The organism is Cellulosimicrobium sp. 72-3 (assembly GCF_013127315.1).
In the GTDB taxonomy this organism is placed as follows: domain Bacteria; phylum Actinomycetota; class Actinomycetes; order Actinomycetales; family Cellulomonadaceae; genus Cellulosimicrobium; species Cellulosimicrobium funkei.
Genome location: NZ_CP053419.1, coordinates 1,662,703 through 1,687,248, shown reverse-complemented (window position 1 = coordinate 1,687,248; position 24,546 = coordinate 1,662,703). Strand labels below are relative to the sequence as shown.

Below are 24,546 nucleotides of genomic sequence, written 5' to 3'. Positions count from 1 at the left end.
GGCGGCTGCGGGTCGCACCCGGGCTCGAGGACGGCCGTCCGGGACGGCCGCGGCTCAGCGGCCGCCGAGCAGCTTCTCGAAGCCGGGCGGGAGCTGGAGGTCGTCCGGCGTCGGAGTGGACGGCGCGTCCGTGCCCCCCACGCCGAACGCGGAGCCCGACGGCGCCGCGGGACCGGTGAGCTCCCCCGCCGCGCGCGCGGCGGCCGCGCGCTCCTGCGCGGCCCGCTTCGCCGGGTTGCCCGACTTGCCCTTGACCTTGCGCTGCGGCGCCTGGCGGCCCCGCGCCTTCTTGCCGCCCATGCCCGGGAGGCTGCCCATGCCCGGCATCCCCGGCATGCCGCCGCCACGGCTCATCTGCCGCATCATCTTCTGCGCGCCCGCGAAGCGCTCGAGGAGCTGGTTCACGTCGCTCGTCGTCACGCCGGAGCCGCGGGCGATGCGCGCGCGCCGCGAGCCGTTGATGATCTTCGGGTTGTCCCGCTCCGCGGGGGTCATCGACCGGATGATGGCCTCGATGCGGTCGACCTCGCGCTCGTCGAAGTTCTCGATGGCCTCGCGCATCTGGCCCATGCCGGGCAGCATGCCGAGCATCTTCTTCATCGAGCCCATGTTCTTCATCTGCTGCATCTGCACCAGGAAGTCCGCGAGCGTGAAGTCCTGCCCCGTGGCGACCTTCTCGGCCATCTTCGCGGCCTGCTCGGCGTCGAACGCCTTCTCGGCCTGCTCGATGAGCGTGAGGACGTCACCCATGTCGAGGATGCGCGACGCCATGCGGTCCGGGTGGAACGCCTCGAAGTCGGTGAGCTTCTCGCCCGTGGACGCGAAGAGGATCGGGCGACCGGTGACCCCGCGGACGGAGAGCGCGGCACCGCCGCGCGCGTCGCCGTCGAGCTTGGTGAGCACGACGCCGGTGAAGTCGACGCCCTCCTCGAAGGCCTTCGCGGTCGCGACGGCGTCCTGACCGATCATCGCGTCGATGACGAACAGGACCTCGTCGGGCTGCACGGCGTCGCGGATGTCCGACGCCTGCTGCATGAGGACGGCGTCCAGGCCGAGGCGGCCCGCGGTGTCGACGATGACGACGTCGTGCTGGCGCTGCCGCGCCGTCTCCACGCCCTCGCGCGCGACGGCGACCGGGTCGCCGATCACGTCGTCGACCTCGACGCCGCTCTGGTTGCCGGGGTGCGGCGCGAACACGGGGACGCCGGCGCGCTCCGCGACGACCGAGAGCTGGGTGACGGCGTTCGGGCGCTGCAGGTCGGCGGCGACGAGGAGCGGCGTGTGCCCCTGCTCGCGCAGGTGCAGGGCGAGCTTGCCCGCGAGCGTCGTCTTGCCCGCGCCCTGGAGGCCCGCGAGCATGATGACGGTCGGGGGCGTCTTGGAGAAGCGCAGCCCGCGGCTCTCGCCGCCGAGGATGCCGACGAGCTCCTCGTTGACGATCTTGACGACCTGCTGCGCCGGGTTGAGCGCCCCCGAGACCTCGGCCGAGAGCGCGCGCTCGCGCACGGTCGCGCTGAACTCGCGCACGACGGGCACCGCGACGTCGGCGTCGAGCAGCGCGCGCCGGATCTCCCGGATCGTCGCGTCGATGTCCGCCTCGGACAGCCGGCCCTTCGCACGCAGGTTCTTGAAGGTCGAAGTCAGTCGGTCCGACAGCGTGTTGAACACCGCGTCATCCTCACCAGTCGTCGGAAGTCTCGTGCGCGTCGGCCCTCCGTCGTCCCCGCTCCCCGGCAGACGTGGAGCGGGCACGGGACGGGCCGTCCGCGAGGGTCCAGCCTACCCGGCGGCGCCCGGTCCCCCCGGCACGGCGCCCAGCGCGCGGAGCGTCTCGCCCACGAGGTCGTCCACGAGGCGCGCGCGCCACGCCGTCCACGCGCTCGGGCCGAGCGACGACGCGTCCGCCTCCGTGAGCGCGCGCAGCACCACGAGCAGGTCGGCGCGGTGGTCGACGGCGTCCGCGAGCTCCGCGACCGTCGCCGGGTCGTCGGGGTCCTCGCTCACGGCGAGGCGCGAGAGGGTGAGGTGGTGGCGCACGAGGCGCTCGACGTCGGCCACGACGTCCGGCTCGAAGCCCATGCGGCCGAGGATCGCGGGCACGAGCCGTGCGCCCTCGACGGAGTGGTCGGCGGCGCCGGCCCGCTTGCCGATGTCGTGCAGCACCGCGGAGAGCAGCAGCAGGTCGCTGCGCTCGACCTCCTTGCGGGCGCGCGCGGCACGCGCCACGACCTCGACGAGGTGCCGGTCGACGGTGTGCCGGTGCACGGCCGCGCGCTGCGGCCGGTTGCGCACGCCCGCCCACTCGGGGATCCACGTCGTGACGACGCCCGCGAGGTCGAGCGCCTCCCACACCGCGACCTGCGCCTGGCCGGACCCGAGCAGGGCGAGGAACGCGGCCCGCGCGGCGCGCGGCCACGGCTCCGGCAGGGCGGGGCAGCGCGCGAGGCTGGCGACGGACACGGGCGAGAGCGTCAGGCCCGTGCGCGCCGCGGTCGCCGCGGCGCGCAGCGACAGGAGCGGGTCGGACTCGGGGTGGGCGTCCACGGCGAGCACGAGCTCGCCGTCGTGCTCGACGAGGCCGTCGCCGACCGGCCGCAGCCGTGGCGCCGCGCGGCGTCCCCGCACGAGCACCGGGCGCCGGGCGACCGACGGCCGCTGGAGCGCCTGCCGGGCCCGGCGGACCGTGGTGTCGAGCGCGTAGGAGATCTCGCGACCCGCCGCCGCGAGGCTCGCGAGCAGCTCGTCGGGGTCGTCGTACCCGGACAGCGCGGCGACCTCGTCGAGGTCGGCGAGCAGGAGGCGGCTCGTGTGCCGGCCCGTGACGACCTGGAGCGTGTCGCGGACGTCGAGCAGGTGGGCGTGCGCGCGGTCGACCGACCCGTGCGGGCGGTCGGTGAGCCACGTCGCCGCGAGCGCCGAGAGCACGACCGCGTCCCGGATGCCGCCGCGCGACTCCTTGAGGTCGGGCTCGATGAGGTAGGCGAGCTCGCCGGACCGCTCGGCGCGCTCGCGCGTCGAGGAGAGCAGGTCCGGCAGGCGGCGGCGCGACGCGGAGCGCCAGTCGGTGAGCACCGCGGACGAGGCGCGGTGCACGACGAGCGCGTCCCCCGCGACCGCGCGCACGTCGAGCCACCCGACGGCGGCGGGGACGTCCTTCGACGCCACCTGGCGGCACTGCGAGAGGGAGCGCACCGCGTGGTCGAGGTCGACGCCCGCGTCCCACAGCGGGTACCAGAGCCGCTCGGCGACGCGCGCGACGTCGCCGGCGGTGTGGGTGCGGCCGTCGTGGACGAGGACGAGGTCGAGGTCGCTCGCGGGGCCCATGTCGCCCCGCCCGAGGCTGCCGACCGCGGCGAGCGCGAGCCCCTCCGGTGCGACGCCGTCGGTCGCCTCGAGCCAGAGGCCCGCGAGCGAGGACGTGACGAGGTCGACGACGGCGGCGCGGCGCGCGACCCCGCTGCGGCCCGGTCCGCTCATGGACCGCGCGACGTCGAGCATCCGCGCACGCAGGTCCCGCACCCCGTCGGGGTGCGGGACCTGCGTGCCGTGCTCTCCCGGCCCTGCCGGGCGCCCCGCCGATCCCCCTGCGACCCCGCCCGTGGTCGGGGTGTCGGCGTGGTGGGTCATCCGAGGGTCCGTCTCCTCACAGGGCGCCGGGGCCGTGCTCGCCCGTGCGCACCCGGGCGACGTCGTCCACGGTCACCGTCCAGACCTTGCCGTCGCCGATCTTGCCGGTCTGCGCCGCCTTGACGATCACCTCGGTGACCGCGGTGGCGTCGGCGTCGTCGACGAGGACCTCGATGCGGACCTTGGGGACCAGGTCCACCGTGTACTCGGCACCGCGGTAGACCTCGGTGTGGCCCTTCTGGCGGCCGTACCCGCTGGCCTCGCTGACCGTCATGCCCCGCACGCCCGCGGCCTCGAGCGCCGACTTCACGTCGTCGAGCCGGTGCGGCTGGATGATTCCCGTGACGAGCTTCATGCCCGCACCTCCCTGATGACGCTGCCCTGCTGGATGGACTCGTACGCCGTCTCGCCGTGGACCGCGAGGTCGATGCCGCCGACCTCCGCGTCCTCGCTCACGCGCCAGCCCATCGTGACCTTGAGGATCAGGCCGATGACCGTCGTCGTGATCGTGGTGAAGACGATCGCGACCAGCGCGATGAGCACCTGGACGACGAGCTGCTGCGCGCCGCCCCCGAAGAAGAGGCCCGTGTCGGTCGCGAGGAAGCCGATCGCGACGGTACCCCAGAGGCCGGAGACGAGGTGGACGCCGACGACGTCGAGCGAGTCGTCGTAGCCGAAGCGGTACTTCAGGCCGACCGCGAGCGCGGAGAGCGCGCCGGCGACGAGGCCCAGGACGATCGACGTGACCGGGTTGAGCGCGCCGGCGGCGGGCGTGATCGCCACGAGGCCCGCGACGACGCCGGACGCGGCGCCGAGCGACGTGGCGTGACCGTCGCGGATCTTCTCCGTGACGAGCCAGCCGATGATGCCGGCCGCCGTGGCGCTCGTGGTGTTGATCCAGGCGAGGCCGGCCGTCTCGTTCGCGCCGAACGCGGAGCCCGCGTTGAAGCCGAACCAGCCGAACCACAGCAGCGCCGCGCCCAGCATGACGAACGGCAGGTTGTGCGGGCGCATCGGCTCGGTGCCGAAGCCCTTGCGCTTGCCGATGAGGAGCGCGAGCACGAGCGCCGCGACACCGGCGTTGATGTGGACGACGGTGCCGCCCGCGAAGTCGATCGGCGCGACCGTGGCGGCGCCGTCGGTCACCCCGAACACCTTCGCGGCGAGACCGTTCTCGTTGGCCGAGAGGAAGCCGCCGCCCCACACCATGTGGGCGAGCGGGAAGTACGTGACCGTGACCCAGATCGCCGTGAACGTCAGCCACGTGCCGAACTTGACGCGGTCGGCGAGCGCACCCGAGATGAGCGCGACCGTGATGATCGCGAACGTCACCTGGAACGCGATGTCGACCACGTTCGGGTAGTTGCCGAGCGTGCTCGCGACGGCGCTGCCGTCGGCGTCCGTGATCGCCCCCGAGAGACCGAACTGCGCGAACGGGTTGGCGAACAGGCCACCCGTGCCGGCCTCGCCGTAGGACATGGACCAGCCCCACAGCACGTAGACGACGCCCACGACGGCCATCGCGCCGAAGGACATCATCATCATGTTCAGCACGGACTTGGCGCGGACCATGCCGCCGTAGAAGAACGCCAGTCCGGGCGTCATCAGGAGCACGAGGGATGCTGAGGTCAGCATCCACGCGGTCGCCCCGGTGTCCCACTCCATCGGATCATCTCCCCTCGCCGGCCGGGCGGCCGGTCGGGGACTACGGTGGTGCGGGCGGGTTTCCCCGGCGGTGTCGCCGCGTTACGCCGGCGTGACAAGGGCGGCCCGGACGTAAACGTTCGGTTTCGCCGCACCGCGCGGGCGCCCGGAGCCCGGCGCCGCGACCGGGCCGTGATCGCGCCGTGACACGACCGTGACCCGCCGGGCGACCCGGACCGGCACCCGGCCGGGCACTATGGCCGGGCGTTGCGGCCGGGCGTCGCGCCCGGCCGCGCCCGCGCCTCAGGCGCCGAGGAGCCCGTCGACGAACTGCTCCGGGTCGAACGGGGCGAGGTCGTCGGGCCCCTCTCCCAGGCCGACGAGCTTGACGGGCACGCCCAGCTCGCGCTGGACCGCGACGACGATGCCGCCGCGCGCGGTGCCGTCGAGCTTCGTCAGGACGATGCCCGTGACGCCCGCGACCTCGCCGAAGACGCGTGCCTGGTTGAGGCCGTTCTGCCCCGTCGTCGCGTCGAGCACGAGGAGCACCTCCGACAGCGGGGCCTCCTTGGTGATGACGCGCCGGATCTTGCCCAGCTCGTCCATGAGGCCCTGCTTGTTCTGCAGGCGCCCGGCCGTGTCGACGAGCACGACGTCCGCACCCTCGGTGCGGCCGCGGCGCACCGCGTCGAACGCGACCGCCGCCGGGTCGGCGCCGTCACGGTCGGACCGCACGGTCGGGACCCCGACGCGCGAGCCCCAGGTCTCGAGCTGGTCGGCGGCCGCGGCGCGGAACGTGTCGGCAGCGCCCAGCACGACGCTGCGGTCCTCGGCGACGAGCACGCGCGCGAGCTTGCCGACGGTCGTCGTCTTGCCGGTGCCGTTCACGCCCACGACCAGCACGACGGCGGGCACGGTGGACCCGTCCTCGGCGGTGCGCGGGGACGTCGCGAGCGAGCGGTCGAGCGTCGGGTCGACGAGCGCGACGAGCTCGGTGCGCAGGAGGTCGCGCACGCTCGCGGCGTCGCGCACCCCGAGGACGCGGACCTTGGTGCGCAGCGCGTCGATGAGCTCGCCGGCCGGCCCGGCGCCGACGTCCGCGAGGAGGAGGGTCTCCTCGAGCTCGTCCCAGTCGTCCTCGGTGAGGTGGTCCCGCGAGAGGACGGACAGCAGGCGGGCGCCGAGCGGCGACCCGGAGCGCGCGAGGCGCTCGCGCAGCCGGACGAGCCGACCACCGACCGGCTCCGGGCGCTCGAGCGCGGGCGGGGCGGCGACGTCGGGCTCCGGCGGCGCCTCCACGGTCGCCGTGCCGGGCGGTGCCTCCACGGCGTCCGGCGCGGTCGCGGGGGGCGCGGCAGGGGCCGTGGGCGGGGGTTCGACGAGGTCGCGGCGACCGCGGCGACGGACCGACACGGTCCCGGCGGTGACGAGGCCGACGACCAGGAGGACGCCGAGGACGATCCAGAGCGGGAGGAGGTCGTTCACCCCGGAAGTCTCTCAGACCGATGCGGTGCTCACGCCTCGGGAGGGCGCTCCCCCGGGTGCAGCGGGCGCACGCGCTCGCGCGCGCGGTGCAGGACGTCGGTGAGCTCCTCGGCGTCGACGTACGCGTTGGACGACACCTGCGTGGCCGTGAAGAAGTCGTCGATGCTCGTGTCCACCGGCCGCGGCATGCGCACGGTCGCGACGTGCTGGCCCGGGTTGTCGCCCCGGCGGCGACGCCGCCGCAGCCCCGAGCGGAAGTCGCGCCAGAAGGCGCGCATCCCCTGCTCGCCGTCCCGTCGGTCACCCGTCGCACCGGTCGACTGCGCCTCGGCGCGCGCGACGACGCTCGCGAACAGGAACACGACGGCGGCGACGCCGAGCGTGAGCCCCAGCCACACGAACATCCAGACCATGCCCTCCAGTATCCGGGCGCCGGAATGCGTCGCGACCGCAGCCACGCCGGGGCTCGGCGATCAGCACCACATCTTCACAAGGCCCGGAATTGCAACGATCCTGGAGGTTCCGCCCAGGTGCGGACGAGGCGGACGGACCGCCCCGCGCCGGTCAGGCGGAGACCTCCTCGCGCGCCTCGGACATGCGCTGGCTGATGACCGTCGTGACGCCGTCGCCGCGCATCGTCACGCCGTAGAGCGCGTCGGCGATCTCCATGGTGCGCTTCTGGTGCGTGATGACGATGAGCTGCGAGTCCTCCTGGAGCTCGCGGAAGATCTCGAGCAGGCGACCGAGGTTCACGTCGTCCAGGGCGGCCTCGACCTCGTCCATGACGTAGAACGGCGAGGGCCGCGCCTTGAAGATCGCGACGAGGAGCGCGACCGCCGTGAGCGAGCGCTCGCCGCCGGACAGCAGGGACAGGCGCTTGACCTTCTTGCCCGCGGGACGGGCCTCGACCTCGATGCCCGTGGTCAGCATGTCGTCCGGGTCGGTGAGGACCAGGCGCCCCTCGCCGCCCGGGAACATGCGGGCGAACACGCGCTCGAACTGCTCGGCGGTGTCGCGGTACGCGTCCGAGAACACCCGCTCGACGCGCTCGTCGATCTCCTTGACGATCTCCAGCAGGTCGGCGCGCGACTTCTTGAGGTCGGCCAGCTGGTCGGCGAGGAACTTGTGCCGCTCCTCGAGCGCGGCGAACTCCTCGAGCGCGAGCGGGTTCACCTTGCCGAGGCGGCCGAGGTCACGCTCCGCGGCACGCAGGCGCTTCTCCTGCTGGGCGCGGTCGTACGGGACCGTGCGGGGCTCGCCGTCGTCGGAGGGGACGGGGACCTCGCGGTGCGGGCCGAGCTCCTCGACCAGGACGGCCGGGTCGAGCCCGAGCTCGTCGACGCTGCGTGCCTGGAGCTGCTCGATGCGCAGCTGCTGCTGCGCGCGCGCCACCTCGTCGCGGTGCGCGACGTCCGTCAGCTCGCGCAGGCGCGCCGCCAGGTCGTCGACCTCGCGGCGCGCGGCGGTCACCGCGGTGTCGCGCTCGGCCCGTGCCGCCTCCGCGGCGTCCCGCTCCGCGCCCGCCCGGCCCAGCGACCGGTCGATCGCGGCGAGGGCGAGCGTCGCGCCGTCGCGCACCGCGGACGCTCGGCCCGCCTGCCGCACCCGCGCCGCCTCGCGCCGCGCGGCCCGCTCGCGCGCGTCGCGCTCCGCGGCGGCCGCCCGGGCCAGCGACTGGGCCCGGCCCGAGACCGCCCGCGAGCGCTCCTCGCTCGTGCGCAGGGCGAGCCGCGCCTCGGTCTCGGCCGTGCGCGCCGCCGAAGCACGTGCGAGGAGTCGGTCGCGCTCGGCGCTCGCCTCCGCCACCGCGTCCTCGGACTGCTCCGGCGCCGCCTCCGCGACCTCGAGCCGCTCGACGAGCCCCGCGAGCGTCTCGCGTGCGTCGTCGAGACCCTGGGACGCCCGCTCCAGCGACGTGCGCACGCGCTCGGCCTCCGCGGCGGCCGAGCGTGCGGTCGCCCCCAGGTGCCCGAGCTGCTCCGCGACCGCGGCGAGCTGCGCGTCGGACTCGTTGAGCCGGTCGAGCGTGTCCTCGTACCGGGCGCGCGCCTCCTGCGCCGCCTCGCGCGCGCCCACGAGCGCGAACCGGGCCCGCTCGGCGCGGGCCGTCGCGTCGGCGTGCGCGGTGCGCGCCTCGTCGAGCGCCGACTGCAGGTGCAGCACGCTCGGCGCCGACGCCGACCCGCCCCACGCGCGCGTCGTCGCGAGGAGGTCCCCGCCCCGCGTCACGACGGCGACGCCCGGGTGCCGCGCCACGAGCGCGCGCGCCTGGCCCAGGTCGTCGACGACGGCCACCCCCGCCAGCAGGGACCGCACCGCCTCGCCGACGCCGCCGGCGGCGGTGACGACGTCGACGGCCCAGCGTGCGCCGTCGGGCAGGTCGACGGCGGCAGGGCCAGGGCCGGGCTCCGCGGTCGCCACGACGAGGCCAGCACGCCCGGCGTCCTCCGTGCGCAGGTAGCGCAGCGCGTCGACCGCGGCGTCGACCGACTCGACCGCGACCGCGTCGGCGGCCGGGCCCAGCGCCGCGGCCACCGCGTCCTCGTATCCCGCCTCGACGCCGAGCAGGGCCGCGAGCGACCCCACGACGCCGACGCCGTCCGCCGCGAGCAGCGCGCCCGCGCCGTCCTTGCGGTCGAGGCTCAGCTCGAGGGCCTCGATGCGTGCGCTCCACGTCGCGCGCTCCTGGTCCGCGGCGGACGCGTCCGCCTCCAGGCCCGTCACGGCGGCGGTCGTGCGCTCGACCGCGTCTGCCGCGGCCTCGTGCTCGGCGTCGAGGCCCTCCTCGCCCTCCTCGGCGCCGACCACCTGGGTCTCGAGCACCGCGAACTCGGTGCGCGCCTGCGTGCCCCGGTGCTCGGCCTCCGCGAGCGACTCGCGCAGCCGCCCGATCTCGGCCTCCGCCGCCTCGACGCGCGTGCGCTGCGCCGCGACCTGCCCGGCGAGCCGCGCGAGACCCTCGCGGCGGTCCGCGGCACCGCGGAGCAGCGTCGCGACGGCGCGCTCCGCCTCCCCCGCGGCCTGCTCGGCGTCCTCCCGGTCGGTGACCGCGGCGGCGAGCGCGTCGCGCGCGCGGGCGACCTCCGCCTCGAGCTCCGCCTCGGTCGCGCGCACGCGCTCGGCCTGCGCCTCGAGCTCGTCCGGGTCCTGCCCGCGGGGCGCCGCCTCGGGGCGCCCGAGGAGACGCACGCGCTCCTCGGCGAGCGTGCGCGTGCCGCGCAGCCGCTCGCGCAGTGACGAGAGCCGGAACCAGACGTCCGTCGCGGCCCCGAGGGCGGGCGCGGCCTCCGCGGCCTCGCGCTCGAGCCGGCCGAGCGTGTCGCGCGCCGTCGCGAGCGCGCGCTCGACCTCCGCCTGCTGCGTGCGCAGGGCCGCCTCGTCGGCCATCTCCTGCTCGAGCGTCGCGGTGAGCTGGGCCAGGTCGTCGGCGAGGAGCCGGGCCCGCGCGTCGCGCAGGTCGGCCTGGATCGTCGCGGCCTTGCGCGCGATCTCCGCCTGCCGCCCCAGCGGGCCGAGCTGGCGCCGGATCTCCGTCGTGAGGTCCGCGAGCCGCGTGAGGTTGGCCTGCATCGCGTCGAGCTTGCGGAGCGCCTTCTCCTTGCGCTTGCGGTGCTTGAGGACGCCCGCGGCCTCCTCGACGAAGCCGCGGCGGTCCTCGGGCGTCGCGCGCAGGACGGCGTCGAGCTGCCCCTGGCCGACGATCACGTGCATCTCCCGGCCGAGGCCCGAGTCGGAGAGGAGGTCCTGGATGTCGAGCAGGCGGCACGCGCTGCCGTTGATCGCGTACTCGGACCCGCCGCTGCGGAACAGCGTGCGGGAGATCGTCACCTCGGTGTAGTCGATCGGCAGGGCGCCGTCGGTGTTGTCGATCGTCAGGGACACCTCGGCGCGCCCGAGCGGGGGCCGGCCCGACGTGCCGGCGAAGATGACGTCCTCCATCTTGCCGCCGCGCAGGGTCTTGGCGCCCTGCTCCCCCATCACCCACGCGAGCGCGTCGACGACGTTCGACTTGCCCGAGCCGTTCGGCCCGACGACGCACGTCACGCCGGGCTCGAAGCTCAGCGTCGTCGCGGACGCGAACGACTTGAAGCCGCGCAGCGTCAGGGTCTTGAGGTGCACGAACCCGAGCCTAGTGCGGCGCTCCCACGATCCTGCGGACGTCCGCGACCGGCCGTGGCGGACCGCGGACACCGCGGCGGGCACGCGAACGCCCCGCCCCGGAGGCCCGGGACGGGGCGGACGTGCGTGTGCGGGTCAGCCGAGCTCGGGGAACCAGAGCGCGATCTCGCGCGCGGCGGACTCGGGCGAGTCCGACCCGTGCACGAGGTTCTGCTGGACCTTGAGGCCCCAGTCGCGGCCGAGGTCTCCGCGGATCGTGCCGGGCAGCGCCTCGGTCGGGTTGGTCGCGCCGGCGAGCGAGCGGAAGCCGGGGACGACGCCCTGGCCCTCGGCCACGACCGCGAGGATCTTGCCCGAGAGCATGAAGTCGACGAGCGGCTGGAAGAACGGCTTGCCCTCGTGCTCGGCGTAGTGGGCGGCGAGCAGCTCGGGCGTCGCGTCGAGCAGGCGCACGGCGGCGAGCGTGTAGCCCTTGGCCTCGACGCGCCGGAGGATCTCGCCGGACAGGCCGCGGCGGACGCCGTCGGGCTTGACGAGGATGAGGGTGCGCTCGATGGTCTCGGTCAGTGCGGGTGCGACGTCGGTCATGGTCGCCGAGCCTACCGGCCGCGGGCCCGTGCGCCGCGCCCGGCGGGCGGCCGCCCGGCCGCGTGCGCGCCGCGCCGTCAGCCGGCGTTGGGCGCGGTCTCGGGGTGCTCGGCGTCGTAGGCCGCGCGCTCGCGGTCGATGCGCCCGCCGAGGCGGATCGAGACGATCCACAGGACGACGAAGAGGCCGCCCACGAGGAACATCATGGGCACCACCAGCCCGAGCGCGAGCACGGGCACCTGGACCACGGACCCGGCGACGTACCCGCCGGGCGTGCCCACCATGCGCGACAGCACGACGAGCACGACGGCGAGCACCCCGCCCACGACCCAGATCGACGTCGCGGAGGGCAGCTCAAGCGGGCCGCGCGAGTACGGCACGTCGCGCAGGCCGTAGGCCACGAGCGTCGCGAACACGACGAGGAACGCCTCGAGCAGGAGCGTGGTCGACGCGAACTGGACCTTCGCGGGCTTCTTGGGCTTGATGCGGTCGCCCGGGGACGGGCGCACCGGGCCCGCCGCGCGGCCGTGGCGGGACGGCTGCGCGGCGGGCTGCGACGGCGAGGTGCTCACCCGGTCAGGATACCGGCGCGCCGTCGCGGTCCCGGCTCCCGGGGCGCTCGTCGTCCGGTCCCCGGCCGCCCGCGGGCACGACGACCGCGGCGCCCTCAGCCTCGCCCGTCGCGGGGGCGTCCTCGCGCAGGTCGCCGTGGTCGGCGACGGCCTCGCCGCGCGCGACCATCCCGGCGACGTCGGAGAGCTTGACCTCGCGCAGGAACAGCGCGAGCACGAACCCGACGAGGACGAGCGGGACCAGGTACCAGAACGCGGGCGCGAGCGCGTCGGTGAACGCGTCGACGACGCCCGTGTGGATCGGCTCCGGGAGCTGCTGCACCATCTCGGGCGTGAGCGAGGAGCCCTCCGCGCCGGCGGGGGCCGCACCTCCGGGCACGCCCGCGAAGACGCCCTCGAGGTTGTCGGCGAGCCGCGACGTGAAGATGGTGCTGAACAGCGCCGTCCCGACGGCCGCGCCGATCTCGCGGAAGAAGTTGTTCGCGCTCGTGGCGGTCCCGATCTCGTGCGGGTCGACCGAGTTCTGCACGGCGAGCACGATGGTCTGCATGACGAGGCCCATCCCGGCGCCCATGACGAAGATCATCGCGCCGAAGAGCCACATCGACATGTCGCCCGTGATGCGCGTGAGCCAGACCATCCCCGCCGCGGTGATCGCGAGACCCACCACCGGGTAGATCTTGTACCGCCCGGTCTTGGTGATGGCGATACCGGACCCGATGGCCGTGATCATGACGCCGACCATCATCGGGAGCATGAGGAACCCGGACTCGGTGACCCCGGCACCCGTGGACATCTGCAGGAACGTCGGCAGGAACGCGAGCGCCGAGAACATGCCCATGCCGAGCACGAGACCGATCAGCGTCGCGATGGTGAAGGTCCGGTTCTTGAACAGGTGCAGCGGGAGCAGCGGCTCCTCGGCGCGGTTCTCGACGAGGACGAACGCGACGACCGACACCACGACGGCCGCGACGAGGCCGAGCAGCCACGGGTCGGACCAGTCGTAGCCGGACGACGTCGTCAGCGACTCCCAGCTCGTGACCAGGACGATTCCGGACGTCGCGACGACGAGGAAGAAGATGCCCGCGACGTCGATCTTGCGGCCCGCGCGGTGCGAGGGGAGCTTGAGCGCGACCCACGCCACGACGAACGCGGCGACGCCGATGGGCACGTTGATCCAGAACGCCCAGCGCCAGCCCGGGCCCTCGGTGAACCAGCCGCCGAGGAGCGGCCCGATGACCGCGGCGATGCCGAAGAGCGCGCCCATGGGGCCCATGTACTTGCCGCGGTCCTTGGCGGGGACGATGTCGGCGATGATCGCCTGCGACAGGATCATCAGGCCGCCGCCGCCGAGGCCCTGCACGCCGCGCCAGGCGACGAGCTCGGGGAACGACTGCGCGAACCCGGCGCCGGCCGACGCGACCGTGAAGAGGCCGATCGCGACGAGGAACGGCCAGCGGCGGCCCCAGAGGTCGCCGAACTTGCCGTAGAGCGGCATGACGATGGCGATCGCCAGGATGTAGGCCGTGATGACCCAGCCCTGGTGCTCGACGCCGTGGAGCTCGCCGACGATCGTCGGCATCGCGGTGCCGACGATCGACTGGTCGAGCGAGGACAGGAACATCGACGCCATGAGCGCGCCGAAGATCACCCACACGGTGCGCGGGGTGAGCACGACGAGCGGCTTGCCGCCGTCGACGGGCGGTGCTGCGGTGGAGGAGGCCATGAGGATCCGGTTCGGTCGGGACGGGCGGGCGCGCGCCGACGGGCGCGGCCCGTCGTCGGGTGGAGGCTGGAGGTGCGGCCGGTCGGGTGGGAGGCCCGAGCCGGTGGAGTCCTCGCGCGGGGCGAGGGGTGCGGTCAGGGGGCCGCGGGATCGGGGGCGCGCGTGTCGCGGAGCAGCGCGCGGAGCTGGTCGACGACGCCCGGCAGGTGGTCCACCGGCTCGCCCTCGCGGCCCCGCTGCTGCCACTCGACCGTGCTCGCCCGCAGGAGGCTCATGACGACGAGCGCCAGGAGCTCGGGGTCCGGGACGAACGGCCGGACCGCGCGGCGTGCGACGAGCATCTCGACGAGCTCCGCACGGTGGCCCTCGACCCACGCGACGTGACGCGCGACGAGGTGCGGCTCGCGCTGCACGAGCTCGAGCGTGCGCGCCATGCGCTCGGGGGTGACGACCTCGTGCGCGAGCACGTCGGCCACGACGACCTCGAGGTCGTCGAGGAGCGCGCCCGTCGGGCCGCCGGCGACGAAGGCGGCGACGACGTCGGCTCGGACCGAGAAGTCCTCGAGGCCGAGCACGGCGTCGTCCTTCGCGGGGAAGTAGTTGAAGAACGTGCGGGGCGAGACGCCGACGGCCGCGCAGATGTCCTCGACCGTCACGGCGTCGAGGCCGCGGTCGAGGACGAGGGTCTGCGCGGCGTCGACGAGGGCCTCGCGGCGCGCGCGCTTCTTGCGCTCCCGCAGCCCGCCGGGCGACAGCGCGACGCACGCCGCGGCCCGCTCGGCCACGGAGGGGCGAGCGGGCACGTCAGGCGGAGTCGTCGGCACGAGGACCATTCTTGCATCCTCTGCAATTTTGCATCAACTGCAATATCGGGTTACGGAGGTCACACCCCCGCGTCGTCAGACCTCGCCGAACCCGCCCTCGACGGCCTCGACCACCGCGCGCACCGCGTCCGCGGCCTGCGGCCCCTCCCCCGTGACCGTGAGCTCCTGCCCGCCGGTCGCGCCGAGCTTCATGAGCTCGAGGACGCTCGCCCCGTTGACGCCGTCGATCGCGACGCTCGCGTCGAACCCCGCGACCAGGCGCGCGAGCACCGCGGCGGGCCGGGCGTGCAGGCCGAGCGGGTTGCGCAGCGTCACGACGGCGCGGGCCTCCCCCGCCGGCGTGGCGCCGTCCGCAGCGTGCTCCTCCCCGGCCTCCGGTGCCGCGGCGGGGACGGCGAACGTGCCGCCCGCGTGCTCCGCGGACGCGAGGACCTCGGCCACGTCGCCGCCGCCGTGCGCGGTGACGGCCGCCGCGACGGCACCCTCGACGAACGGCGCGTCCGCGAGCAGCACGCGCCCGTCGAAGCCGTCCTCCAGGTCCAGCACCGACTCGACCGTCATCACGGCCGAGCCCAGGTCCGCGAGCACGACGACGCCGTCCGCGACGCGCAGCGCCTCCTCGATCGCCCCGGAGACGCGGTCGTAGCTCGTGCCGAGACCGCCGTCGTCCGTGCCGCCCGCCGCGAGCAGCAGGACGCCGGGCGCCATCTGCGCGGACAGCTCGACGGCCCCCTGCGCGAGGCGCTGCGAGTGCGAGACGAGGACGAGCGCGACCCGGGCCCGCGTGCCGACCGGTCCGGCCACGCCGCTCACGCCGCCGCCGCGTCGCGCGCGGCCTCGAGCAGGATCGCGGTCGACGTCGCGCCCGGGTCCTGGTGGCCCGCGCTGCGCTCGCCGAGGTAGCTCGCCCGGCCCTTCGTCGCCACGAGCGGCACGGTCGCCTCGGCGCCCTCGCGCGCGGCCCGGGCGGCGGCCGCGAGGACGTCGGCCGTCGAGCCGCCCGCGTCGGCCGCGGCCTCCGCCGCGTCGACCGCGGGCTGCCAGGCGTCGACCATGGTCTTCTCGCCGACCTGCGCCTTGCCGCGCGCGGAGATGCCCTCGAGCGCGCCCTCGAGCAGCGCCACGACGCCGTGCGCGTCGAGCTCCGCGAGACCGGTCACCTTCGCGGCACGGAGGTACGCGGTCCCGTAGAGCGGGCCCGAGGCGCCGCCGACGGACGACATGAGCGTCGTGGCCACGAGCTTGAGCACGTCGCCGATCTGACCGGGCGGCTGCTCCCCGGCGGCCGCCCCGTCGAGCTTGGCGACCACCGCGCGGAAACCCCGGTCGAGGTTCTCGCCGTGGTCGCCGTCACCGATCTGGCGGTCCAGCTCCGTCAGCTCGTCCCGTGCCGCCGCGATCCGCTCCGCGCTCAGCCGGGTCCATCGCTCGGCCCAGGCCACGTCCAGCGTCATGCCCCACCTCTCCTCGCCGTCGAGCCGGCGGTGCGCCGGCTCCCGGAGACTGCACGAAAGGGCACCCGCTCACCAGCGCAGCGCGGCCGTGTGGACGGGAGCGTCCCACAGGGCGGTGAGCTCGTCGTCCAGGCGCAGCACGGTGACCGACGCACCCTGCATCTCCAGCGACGTGGCGTAGTTGCCGACGAGCGAGCGCGTCACGCGTACGCCGCGCCCTTCGAGCAGCCTCCTCGCCTGACGATAGACGACGTACAGCTCGGACAGCGGGGTACCGCCCATTCCGTTAACGAACAGCAACACGTCCTCGCCGTCGGCGAGGCCCAGGTCGTCGGCCACGGGATCGACCAGCCGCTGCGTGATCTCGTCCGCCGACGCGAGCGGGATCCGGTGCCGCCCGGGCTCGCCGTGGATCCCGATGCCGATCTCGACCTCGTCGTCGCCGAGGTCGAAGCTCGGCCGGCCCACGTGCGGCACGGTGCACGCCGTGAGGGCGACGCCCATTGAGCGCACGTTCGCCACGACGCGCCCGGCGATCTCCGTCACGGTCCCGAGGTCGTCACCGCGCTCGGCCGCCGCGCCCGCGATCTTCTCGACCGCGACCGTCCCCGCCACGCCGCGCCGGCCCGCGGTGTAGAGCGAGTCCTCGACCGCGACGTCGTCGTTGACGAGGATGCTCGTGACCTGGGTGCCCTCGGCCTCGACGAGCTCGACCGCCGTCTCGAAGTTCAGCACGTCGCCCGTGTAGTTCTTGACGATCGCGAGCACGCCGGCGCCCGAGTCGGCGCCGAGGATCGCCGGGACGATCTGGTCGGGCGTCGGCGAGGTGAACACGGCGCCCGGCACCGCGGCGTCGAGCATCCCCGGCCCGACAAAGCCGGCGTGCAGCGGCTCGTGGCCCGAGCCGCCGCCCGAGACCAGCCCGACCTTGCCGGCCACCGCGCCGCCGGCACGCGACACGTACGGGGGCGCGAGGTGCACCTGCACGAGGTCGGCGTGCGCCTGGCCGAAGCCCTCGAGGGACTCCGTCACCGCGTCCTGGGGATCGTTGAGCAGCTTCTTCACCGGTCATCCCTCCATCGGTCCGTGCGCCCGGTGCTCCGGGCGCCGACAGCCCCCGCGACGTCGGCAGGCCGCGCCCGGCGCGCCCGCCGCCGTCGTCGCCTCCATCAAACACCCGGCCGCCGCGCGCCGCGCGGCGTCCGGGCGTCAGCCGCGACCGAGCAGGACGCGCGCGTCGGCCACCGTCACGACCGAGCCCGTGACCAGGACGCCCGTGCCCGTGCCGACGCCCACGGCGTCGTCGCGCTCGACGAGGTCGACCGCCACCTGGAGCGCCTCGTCGAGGCGCTCGGTGCTGTGCACGCGGTCCTCGCCGAAGACGTCGGCGGCGAGCTCGGCGAGCTCCGTCGGGTCGGCCGAGCGCTCCGAGCTGTTGCGCGTCACGACGATCTCCGCGAGCACCGGCTCGAGCGCCGCGAAGAGCGGCTCGGCGTCCTTGTCGGCCATGATCGCGACGACGCCGACGAGGTGGCGCAGGTCGAACGCCTCGCCGAGCGCCGTCGCGAGCGCCTCGGCCCCCGCGGCGTTGTGCGCCGCGTCGACGAGGACGGTCGGGCTGGACCGCACGACCTCGAGCCGGCCCGGCGACGTGACGTCCGCGAACGCCGCCTCGACGAGCGTGCCGTCGAGCGCCCGGCCGCCGAGCAACGCCTCCACCGCGCCGAGCGCGAGCAGCGCGTTGTGCGCCTGGTGCTCGCCGTGCAGCGGGAGGAACACCTCGGTGTAGAGCGCCGCGGGCGTGCGCAGGTCGAGGAGCTGGCCGCCGACCGCGACCTGGCGCGCGGCGACGTCGAGGTCGACGCCCTCGCGCAGCAGGCGCGCGCCGACGCGCTCCGCCCGCGCCCGCAGCACCTCCTCGACCTCGGGGCGCTGCGCGGCCGAGACGACGGTCGCGCCCTCCTTGACGATGCCCGACTTGACCGTCGCGATCTCCTCGAGCGTGCTCCCGAGCCACCGCTCGTGGTCGAGCGCGACGGGCGTCACGACGGCGACCTCCGCGTCGACCACGTTGGTCGAGTCCCACTCGCCGCCCATGCCGACCTCGACGATCGCGACGTCGACGGGCGTGTCCGCGAACGCGGCGAACGCCACGCCCGTGAGGACCTCGAAGAAGCTCAGCTGCGACTGCCCGGTCTCCGCGAGCTCCGCGTCGACGACCTGCACGTAGGGGTAGACGTCCTCCCACACCTCGACGAACCGGCGCGGCGAGAGCGGCTCGCCGTCGACGACGATCCGCTCGGTGACGCTCGTCAGGTGCGGGCTCGTGAACAGGCCGGTGCGCAGGCCGTGCTCGCGCACGAGCCGCTCGGCGACGCGCGCGGTGCTCGTCTTGCCGTTGGTCCCGGTGAGGTGGATCGTCCGGAACGCGTGCTGCGGGTCGCCCAGCAGCTCGAACAGGCGCCGCACCCGGTCGATCGTCGGGTCGAAGTCGTGCTCGGGAGCACGGGACACGATGTGCTGGTAGACGCGCTCGAGGTCCGCCTGCGCGGCGGCGTCCTCCGCCGCCGCGCGGGCGTCCTTCGCGCTCTGCCGGCGTGCGGCGCCGGGGTCCTTGCGCGGGGCGCTCACAGGATCACCGCCGTGTCCGGGACGGTGCCGTCGGCCTTCTCGACGCGCACGGAGCGCACGTCGGTCGGCGACGTCTCGACGACGACCTCGACCGCGAGCGTCTCGCGCGCGACGAGGTCGCGGTGCTCCTCGACGGCCGCGAGCCACTCGCCCGGCACGTCGAGCGAGAGCCGGATGCGGTCGGCGACGTCGAGCCCGGCGGCCTTGCGCGCGTCCTGCACGTCGCGGATCACGTCGCGTGCGTAGCCCTCGGCGAGCAGCGCGTCGTCGAGCGCGAGGTCGAGGACGGCGAACCCGCCGCTCGCGAGCACCGCGGCGGCGACGCTCGGCGCCTCGCCCTCGGCGACGCCGCGGTCGGCGACCACCGTCGTCAGCTCGTACTCCGCGGGCAGGAGCGCGACGTCGCCGTCGTCCGTCGTCACGACGACCGCCCCGGCCTCGTCCACGCGCCACGCACCGGCCTTCGCGGCCTTGATGACGGCCTGGACCCCGCGGCCCAGGCGCGGGCCCGCGGCGCGGGCGTTGACCGCGAGGCGCTGCGTGATGCCGAAGCGCTCCGCGGCGTCCGAGTCGGTCGACTCGAGCTCGACGGCCTTGACGTTGAGCTCGCGCGCGAGCAGGTCCGTGTACGGCGCGAGCGCCCCCGGGTCGTCCACGACGACCGTGAGCCGCGCGAGCGGCTGGCGCACCCGGAGCTGGTGCGCCTTGCGCAGGCCGAGCGCGGCCGACGCGACGGCGCGGACCTCGTCCATCGCGGCGACGAGCGCCGGGTCGGCGACGAGGGACGCGTCCGGGACGTGACGCACGGCCACGGCGGACGAGCCGTCCTCGCCGACGAACCGCTCGCCGACCTCCTCGGTGGACGCCGGCCAGTCGGTGAGGTGGACCGAGCGCCCGCCGGTCAGGCCGCGCCACACCTCCTCCGCGAGCAGCGGGGCGAGCGGCGCCATGACGCGCGTGAGCGTCTCGAGCGCCGTGTACAGCGTGTCGAACGCGTCGGCGTCCTCCGCCCAGAACCGGTCGCGCTGGGTGCGCACGTACCAGTTGGTGAGGACGTCGAGGTGCTCGCGCACGGTCTCGCACGCGCCGGCGATGTCGTACGCGTCGAGCTGCCCCGTGACGCGCACGACGAGGTCGTGGGTCCGGGCGAGCAGGTAGCGGTCGAGGGCCGGGAGCCCGGCCACGCGCTCGGGGGCCACCTTCTGCGCGACGTACCCGGCGGGCTCGACGGGCTCGCCCGCCCGCGCCTGGGCCTTGGACGTGTTCGCGTACAGGGTGAAGAAGTAGTACGTGCTCCACAGCGGCAGCAGCACCTGGCGCACCGCGTCGCGGATCCCGTCCTCGGTGACGACGAGGTTGCCGCCGCGCAGGATGGGCGAGCTCATGAGGAACCAGCGCATCGCGTCGGAGCCGTCGCGGTCGAAGACCTCGTTGACGTCCGGGTAGTTGCGCAGCGACTTGCTCATCTTGCGGCCGTCGGAACCCAGCACGATGCCGTGCGAGACGGCCGAGCGGAACGCCGGGCGGTCGAACAGCGCGGTCGCGAGCACGTGCAGCGTGTAGAACCAGCCGCGCGTCTGGCCGATGTACTCGACGATGAAGTCGCCGGGGTTGTGGTGCTCGAACCAGTCGGTGTTCTCGAACGGGTAGTGCACCTGCGCGTAGGGCATGGACCCCGAGTCGAACCAGACGTCCATGACGTCCTCGACGCGGCGCATGGTCGAGCGGCCCGTGGGGTCGTCCGGGTTGGGGCGCGTGAGGCGGTCGACGAACGGCCGGTGCAGGTCCGGCTCGCCCTTCTCGTTGCGCGGGAGGGTGCCGAAGTCCCGCTCGATCTCGGCGAACGAGCCGTACACGTCGACGCGCGGGTGCTGCGGGTCGTCCGAGCGCCACACCGGCACCGGGCTGCCCCAGAACCGGTTGCGCGTGATCGACCAGTCGCGCGCGTTCTCCAGCCACTTGCCGAACTGGCCGTGCTGGATGTGGTCGGGCGTCCACGAGATCTGCTCGTTGAGCTCGACCATGCGGTCCTTGAACTTCGACACCGCGACGAACCACGACGACACGCCCATGTAGATGAGCGGCTTGCGGCAGCGCCAGCAGTGCGGGTAGGAGTGCGCGTACGACTCACGGCGCAGCAGCACCGTGCCGGGGCTCGTCGCGCCGAGCGGGAGGTCCGGCGTCTCCTCCCCCTGTGCGGCCGCGGCGTCGTGGCGCGTGCGGCCCTTGAGGTGGTCGATGATGAGCGCGTTCGCGTCGAAGACCTGGAGGCTCTCGTAGTCGACGACGGGGAAGACGAACTTGCCGTCGGACGCGACCGGCAGCACCGGCTCGACGCCCTCGCGGTCGGAGACGACCTTGTCCTCCTCGCCGAACGCGCCGGCGTTGTGCACGAGCCCGGTGCCGTCCGTGGTCGTGACGAAGTCGGCCTCGACGACCCGGTGCGCACCGGCGTGCCCGGCGAAGTACGAGAACGGCGGCGTGTACGACCGCCCGACGAGGTCGGCGCCCGTGAGCCGCTCGACGACCTGCGTCGTCACGTCCTCGACGCCCTCGTCGGCGAGCTCGCGCGCGTACGCCTCGAGGCGCTCCGCGGCGATCACGTAGCGCTCCTTGACGCCCGTGAACGACGACTCCACGACGACGTACTCGACGTCGGGGCCGACCATGACGAACAGGTTCGACGGCAGCGTCCAGGGCGTCGTCGTCCAGATGAGCGCGAGCTCGCCCGTCTCGAGCCGGAAGCCGACGGTGACCGCCGGGTCCTGGCGGACCTGGTACACGTCCTCGTCCATGCGCAGCTCGTGGTTGGACAGCGGCGTCTGGTCGTTCCAGCAGTAGGGCAGCACGCGGAAGCCCTCGTAGACGAGGCCCTTGTCGTAGAGCTGCTTGAACGCCCACAGGACCGACTCCATGAACGTCGGGTCGAGCGTCTTGTAGTCGTGCTCGAAGTCGACCCAGCGCGCCTGGCGGGTCACGTAGTCCTGCCACTCGCTCGTGTACTTGAGCACCGACGCGCGGCACGCGTCGTTGAACCGCTCGATCCCCAGCTCGAGGATCTCCTCCTTGGTCTTGATCCCGAGCTGGTCCATCGCCTCGAGCTCGGCGGGCAGGCCGTGCGTGTCCCAGCCGAAGCGACGCTCGACGTGCTTGCCGCGCATCGTCTGGTAGCGCGGCACGACGTCCTTCGCGTAGCCCGTGAGCAGGTGCCCGTAGTGGGGCAGGCCGTTGGCGAACGGCGGGCCGTCGTAGAAGACGAACTCGTTGCTGCCGTTCTCCCCGGCGGGGTTGCGCTCGACCGAGGCGCGGAACGTGTCGTCCGCCTCCCAGTAGGCGAGGACCTCGCGCTCGATCGCGGGCAGGTCCGGGGAGGCGGGGACGCCGAACGCGGCTCCGGGGTGCGCGTCGGCGGCGGACGAGGGTGCGCGGTGCAGCGGGTAGGCCATGGTCTCGAGGACTCCGGTGAGGTAGCGGTCGGCGGGGTGTCCGCCGTGGTGGTACGGGTCGGTCGTGCTCTCCTGCGAGGACGACTCCCCCACCTGGGGCGGGCTCGCCGCGGTACCACCTCGCTTGCCGGCGCCGTCCCCGCAGGTGCCCGACGTCGTCGGGCACCACGGGCGGTCGCCGACCGCTCGTCGCAGGCTGTGACGGGCCCACCCGTCCGGGTCTAGTGAGGACCTGTCGCGGGCCGTCAGGCCTGCCCCGCGGCGCGGGTCCCGTTCTTCCGGAGGCTCGCCGGTGATGGCCGGGTCGACGCCTGTGCCTCCATGGTAGCCGCCGCCCGGCGGCGCGCGGTGTAGGCGTCGATGTCGCGCGCGACGAGCCACTCGAGCGTGAGCGGCGGCGCGTCCGCGGGCGGCGCGGCGAGGGCGGGTGCCGACGACGGCACCGTGGTCGGGCGGTAGCGGGGGAAGTGCGGGGGAACGTACATGGTGGTCTCGCGTCCTGTGCTCGGCTGGCGTCCGTGGGTGCAGACCCGGTCGTGGCGTCGGACTCATCGCTGAGCCGTGGCGCGGGACCGGCGACCGTCACGCCCCGTCGCAGGGAGGGAGGGGCGGGAGGCTGCTCGCGGACACCAGGTCGAGGCTGCGCAGGGCGCCGCGAGCCCTCAACAACAGGTGGCGGCGCGGACCAGCGGGCGCGCGAGGACGAGCGTGCTGCTCGTGGGGCGCGCGGAGGTCACCCGCACATGGTGCCAGCACGCCCGTCGCGGGACAACCTCCGGTCCACCCGGGACCCGGGACCCGGGCCCCTCGCCTGCCCCCCGGTCTCAGGCACGGGCCGGGCCGGTCACCGGACGCGGACGGCGACCTCGTGCCAGCCCGACGCTCCGTCGGGCGCGGGCGGGGCGACGTCGGCCGTCTGGGTGCGCCCGTGGGCGTCGGTCGCCCGGACCGTCAGCCGGTGCTCCCCCGGCGTCGCGTCCCACGCGTACGACCACTGCCGCCACGTGTCCGGGCCGACCGTGGCGGCGAGCGTCGCGGCGCGCCACGGGCCGTCGTCCACGCGCACCTCGACGCCCTCGACGCCCGTGTGCTGGGCCCAGGCCACGCCCGCGACGACGACGTCCCCCGCGTCCACGGCCGCGCCGTCGCGCGGGGTGTCGACGCGCGACGCGAGCTTGATCGGTCCCCGCTCCGACCACCCGCGCGTGGACCAGTAGGCGACGTCGTCGGCGAAGGTCGTGACCTTGAGCTCGGTGACCCACTTCGTCGCGGACACGTAGCCGTACAGCCCGGGCACGACGAGCCGGGCGGGGAACCCGTGCTCGGCCGGCAGCGCCTCGCCGTTCATCCCGACGGCGAGCAGGCTCGCCCGGTCGGGGTCGGTGAGGGCGTCGAGCGGCGTGCTCGCCGTCCACCCGTCGGCGCTCGTGGAGAGCACCATGTCGGCGCCGTCCTGCACGCCCGCGCGCGCGAGCAGCTCGCGCACCGGGTACCCGAGCCACCGCGCGTTGCCCACGAGGTCCCCGCCGACCTCGTTGGACACGCACGTGAGCGTGAGGTCGTGCTCGACGAGCGGGAGCGCGAGCAGCTCGTCGAGCGTGATCTCGAACGGGTCGTCGACGAGCCCCGAGACGCGCAGCGTCCACGACGCCGGGTCGACCTGCGGCACGCGCAGCGCCGTGTCGATGCGGTAGAAGTCCGCGTTCGGGGTGACGTACGGCGCGAGCCCGGGGACGCGCAGGTCCGCCCCGGCGGGGACGGCGGGGGCCGGGGTCGCGGGGGCGGGCAGCCGTAGCGCGTCGCGCGCTGCCGTCACGGCGCGCGAGCCGGCGGACACCGCGCGCGACGTCGCGAGCGCGACGACGCCCGCCGCCGCGGCGAGTCCCGTGACGAGGAGGAACCGGCGGCGGTCGAGGCCGCCGGGCGTCGTCGTCGCGTCGTCGGAGCCGGAGGATACGGCCGGGCCGCGCAGCGTCCGGAGCGTCGCGCGCAGCAGCAGCACGGCGACCCCCACGCCGACCAGGCTCGGCAGCGCCCAGGCCACGTCCCCGCCCGGCCGGGTGGCGGCGACGAGCGCCCCGACCGACCCGACGGCGGCGAGGAGCAGCGCGCCGGCTGGCGGGCGGCGGAGCTCGAGCCAGCCGCTGACGGCCGCGCCCGCGGCGAGCACGACGCCCATGACCCCGAGCAGCACCGCCTTGTCCGCGGTGCCGAAGGTCGCGACGGCCCAGTCCTTGAGGGGCCCCGGCACCGCGTCGACGACCCCCGCCCCGGCGGCGAACAACGGGCTCGACCCGGGCGCGACGACGGCCGCGACGAGCTCGGCGACGGCGAACCCGGCGGCCGCCGCGACGACGCCCGCGAGCGCCGCCCGTGCACCCGCGTTCCCGGCTGCCTGTCGCTGCCCCGTCATGCGCGTCCTCCCGTGGT

At 74.8% G+C, this 24,546-nt stretch carries 18 protein-coding genes; all 18 read right to left on the bottom strand.

Annotation, left to right across the window (positions count from 1 at the left end):
* Positions 1-54 precede the first annotated feature (54 nt).
* The 18 genes from ffh to HKK73_RS07515 all read right to left on the bottom strand — a co-directional run bounded on the left by ffh (position 55) and on the right by HKK73_RS07515 (position 24,529).
* Positions 55-1,668: a signal recognition particle protein gene (ffh, locus tag HKK73_RS07600; RefSeq protein WP_034652454.1), complete on the bottom strand. Its 1,614-nt coding sequence runs from the start codon at positions 1,666-1,668 to the stop codon at positions 55-57.
* A gap of 111 nt (positions 1,669-1,779) precedes the next feature.
* Positions 1,780-3,627, bottom strand: a complete 1,848-nt coding sequence (locus HKK73_RS07595) for a [protein-PII] uridylyltransferase (RefSeq protein WP_171467752.1) — start codon at positions 3,625-3,627, stop codon at positions 1,780-1,782.
* A 16-nt stretch (positions 3,628-3,643) separates the two neighbouring features.
* A complete protein-coding gene (locus HKK73_RS07590) occupies positions 3,644-3,982 on the bottom strand; it encodes a P-II family nitrogen regulator (protein WP_021483028.1) in 339 nt (112 codons plus the stop codon).
* Positions 3,979-5,292, bottom strand: coding sequence for an ammonium transporter (locus HKK73_RS07585; protein WP_171467751.1), 1,314 nt, complete (start codon positions 5,290-5,292; stop codon positions 3,979-3,981). The genes HKK73_RS07590 and HKK73_RS07585 overlap by 4 nt, the downstream gene beginning before the upstream one ends.
* 282 nt (positions 5,293-5,574) lie before the next feature.
* A complete protein-coding gene (ftsY, locus tag HKK73_RS07580; protein ID WP_144722805.1) occupies positions 5,575-6,756 on the bottom strand; it encodes a signal recognition particle-docking protein FtsY in 1,182 nt (393 codons plus the stop codon).
* Positions 6,757-6,785: 29 nt separating this feature from the next.
* Positions 6,786-7,169, bottom strand: coding sequence for a hypothetical protein (locus tag HKK73_RS07575; protein WP_043660617.1), 384 nt, complete (start codon positions 7,167-7,169; stop codon positions 6,786-6,788).
* 151 nt (positions 7,170-7,320) lie between these two features.
* Positions 7,321-10,875, bottom strand: a complete 3,555-nt coding sequence (gene smc / locus HKK73_RS07570) for a chromosome segregation protein SMC (protein WP_171467750.1) — start codon at positions 10,873-10,875, stop codon at positions 7,321-7,323.
* A gap of 135 nt (positions 10,876-11,010) precedes the next feature.
* The gene (gene ndk, locus HKK73_RS07565; protein WP_031317103.1) at positions 11,011-11,463 is read right to left on the bottom strand and encodes a nucleoside-diphosphate kinase; all 453 of its coding nucleotides are present in this window, start codon (positions 11,461-11,463) and stop codon (positions 11,011-11,013) included.
* A 77-nt stretch (positions 11,464-11,540) separates the two neighbouring features.
* Positions 11,541-12,035 (bottom strand): DUF4233 domain-containing protein, encoded by a 495-nt coding sequence (locus tag HKK73_RS07560; RefSeq protein WP_306303334.1) that lies wholly within the window; start codon positions 12,033-12,035, stop codon positions 11,541-11,543.
* Positions 12,036-12,039: 4 nt separating this feature from the next.
* Positions 12,040-13,761 (bottom strand): MDR family MFS transporter, encoded by a 1,722-nt coding sequence (locus tag HKK73_RS07555; protein ID WP_085388130.1) that lies wholly within the window; start codon positions 13,759-13,761, stop codon positions 12,040-12,042.
* A gap of 134 nt (positions 13,762-13,895) precedes the next feature.
* A complete protein-coding gene (locus HKK73_RS07550; RefSeq protein WP_171467749.1) occupies positions 13,896-14,594 on the bottom strand; it encodes a TetR family transcriptional regulator in 699 nt (232 codons plus the stop codon).
* A gap of 66 nt (positions 14,595-14,660) precedes the next feature.
* Positions 14,661-15,389 carry a dihydroxyacetone kinase phosphoryl donor subunit DhaM gene (gene dhaM / locus HKK73_RS07545; RefSeq protein WP_371810597.1) on the bottom strand — a complete coding sequence of 243 codons (729 nt, stop codon included), beginning with the start codon at positions 15,387-15,389 and terminating at the stop codon, positions 14,661-14,663.
* A 5-nt stretch (positions 15,390-15,394) separates the two neighbouring features.
* Positions 15,395-16,039 carry a dihydroxyacetone kinase subunit DhaL gene (dhaL, locus tag HKK73_RS07540; protein WP_061269007.1) on the bottom strand — a complete coding sequence of 215 codons (645 nt, stop codon included), beginning with the start codon at positions 16,037-16,039 and terminating at the stop codon, positions 15,395-15,397.
* A 69-nt stretch (positions 16,040-16,108) separates the two neighbouring features.
* Positions 16,109-17,104 (bottom strand): dihydroxyacetone kinase subunit DhaK, encoded by a 996-nt coding sequence (gene dhaK, locus HKK73_RS07535; protein ID WP_171467747.1) that lies wholly within the window; start codon positions 17,102-17,104, stop codon positions 16,109-16,111.
* A 144-nt stretch (positions 17,105-17,248) separates the two neighbouring features.
* The gene (locus HKK73_RS07530) at positions 17,249-18,670 is read right to left on the bottom strand and encodes a folylpolyglutamate synthase/dihydrofolate synthase family protein (protein ID WP_171467746.1); all 1,422 of its coding nucleotides are present in this window, start codon (positions 18,668-18,670) and stop codon (positions 17,249-17,251) included.
* The gene (gene ileS, locus HKK73_RS07525; protein ID WP_171468708.1) at positions 18,667-22,116 is read right to left on the bottom strand and encodes an isoleucine--tRNA ligase; all 3,450 of its coding nucleotides are present in this window, start codon (positions 22,114-22,116) and stop codon (positions 18,667-18,669) included. The genes HKK73_RS07530 and ileS overlap by 4 nt, the downstream gene beginning before the upstream one ends.
* Positions 22,117-22,361: 245 nt before the next feature.
* Positions 22,362-22,601: a hypothetical protein gene (locus tag HKK73_RS07520; RefSeq protein ID WP_114553416.1), complete on the bottom strand. Its 240-nt coding sequence runs from the start codon at positions 22,599-22,601 to the stop codon at positions 22,362-22,364.
* A gap of 359 nt (positions 22,602-22,960) precedes the next feature.
* Positions 22,961-24,529, bottom strand: coding sequence for a molybdopterin-dependent oxidoreductase (locus HKK73_RS07515; RefSeq protein WP_171467745.1), 1,569 nt, complete (start codon positions 24,527-24,529; stop codon positions 22,961-22,963).
* Between the last annotated feature and the right edge of the window lie 17 nt (positions 24,530-24,546).